The sequence below is a fragment of the Acinetobacter sp. DSM 11652 genome (assembly GCF_900109815.1).
Lineage (GTDB): Bacteria > Pseudomonadota > Gammaproteobacteria > Pseudomonadales > Moraxellaceae > Acinetobacter.
In genome coordinates this window covers 1-1789 of the sequence record NZ_FOBK01000032.1, presented here as the reverse complement: position 1 = coordinate 1789, position 1789 = coordinate 1, and the positions used below count along the sequence as shown (strand labels likewise).

Annotated in this window: 2 protein-coding genes; both read right to left on the bottom strand. The window is 30.4% G+C overall.

Going from position 1 to position 1789, the window contains the following annotated elements; translation table 11 throughout:
* Positions 1-49 precede the first annotated feature (49 nt).
* Positions 50-427 (bottom strand): hypothetical protein, encoded by a 378-nt coding sequence (locus BMW42_RS14570; protein ID WP_092768991.1) that lies wholly within the window; start codon positions 425-427, stop codon positions 50-52.
* Positions 428-429: 2 nt separating this feature from the next.
* Entirely contained in the window at positions 430-1206 is a 777-nt protein-coding gene (locus tag BMW42_RS14565; protein WP_092768988.1) for a tetratricopeptide repeat protein, read from the bottom strand.
* Positions 1207-1789 lie beyond the last annotated feature (583 nt).

The following is a 1789-nucleotide window of genomic DNA, read 5'->3' as shown; positions in this document are numbered from 1 at the left end:
CGTATAAGAGATTTTATGTTAAATAAAAGGAAAAAGTGCTTTTAAAAGATTACAGACTAGTAACTAAATTAATTTGATCTAATATTTTTTTGCAGTTTTCAATAGATTCCTTAGCTGATATTTCTGTCACTTTATCCTCTAACTTATAATCCGCAATAATACGTAATTGATGGAAGCTAGTTAGTCGATATGCTATAGCTTTCAATTGTTTATTTGCCGGACGTAATTCTATTAAAGTCTGCCGTAAGGATGCATGAGTTCCACCTTTATAGGCATTCACAGGAATGCCTAAGGAATTGGATTTTTCATTAAGTTTATGAAATGCACAGTAATAACTACGGCTTATTATCTGACGATAATCAATTTCTGAAATTGGAGTAATAGAAATGATTTTTTGTGCAAAATTTAAAAATTCTATGCTATCCACGACTATCCTAATTCATTGCTTTTAAAATTTTCAGCCGTAAATATTATAGGATATTTAATAAGCTCTTCATACTCATAACTATCTAATAAGTCTAAAAATTTATCATTCATACCATCATTTAACAGCATAACTGTTTCTAGATCCAAATCGGTATTGAATAGTATTGTAGAAATTTGACTATCATTCACTTCTATAAATCTATTAACTTGATTATTACAGTGTGTGAAGAAGACAGAAAAAGCTACTTTCAATACATCTCTATACAAATCAAGATTTAGATTTGTATTTTCTATAATTTCTTGACGCGTCTCATTTAAGCTTAATAATTCTTGTTCATAGAATTTTTTCTTATTGTCATCTAAAGACTTCATATTAGTTAGCCTTTGATCATTAATATAATAAATTTTACATAAATTAAAGAACGATTCAAAATATGATGGATTATTACTTAACTCAAAAGCTTTCCAATAGGAATCAATTGCTTCTGAGTACTTTCCAGCATGTCCTAAAACATTAGCTATGTTTGAGTAGATCATAGCCTGATAGCCACAATCTTTTGTAAGTAATAATATAGATTTAAATATATTTATAGCTTCATCATGCTTATTTTCATAAGCAGCTATTGTGCCTAAAATAGCTTTATATTTGCATATATCTATACTACGAACCTTTTCCGCATCTCTTTTCCATGATTGAATTTTAAAGACACTAGATGTTTTCCTAACATTAGAGAACATAGCATCAAAAATGCTTTTATCAATAGTTTGAGGAGATATCATAGTCGATTAGGAATTCCATTTTTAATGCGCGGGTATAGTACAATATTTTGCTTTACTGAGTTACTAATTTTAGGTGGGTCATAAATTTATACTTCAAAAATAAAGGATTAGATCGAAAAATACTATTTTTTTACTAAATATCATCCATTTCTATACTAAACACTTGGTTGTCAATTTTCTACAATTAATAAAATACTGATTAGTTGAATTAATTTAGATAAGAAAAAACCCCGGCATCCTGCCGGGGTTTTTCGTATTGGTTCGTTCGGTATAACTCCTGTCGTACCTTACAGTCCTTGTGCTTATCTATTGTTATTCTTGTATGGAACTTCCTGTTCCCGATGAGTTCATCATAGGAAAATTTCACTGTCCCAGGTAGCCGCAAAGGGCCGAGATTTATGTACGCCAGAGCGTACAAAATAGCCTAAATTTTATCCACAGCAATTGGGGATAGTTTCACAACCTGGATCCGCATGAAATGGGCACTGATTGCCAAATTGATCATTTATTAATCGATTTTCTTGGCAAAATGTTACAGATTTGCTTAAAAACTCACCAACTTATTACAAAAGCCAATTTATGG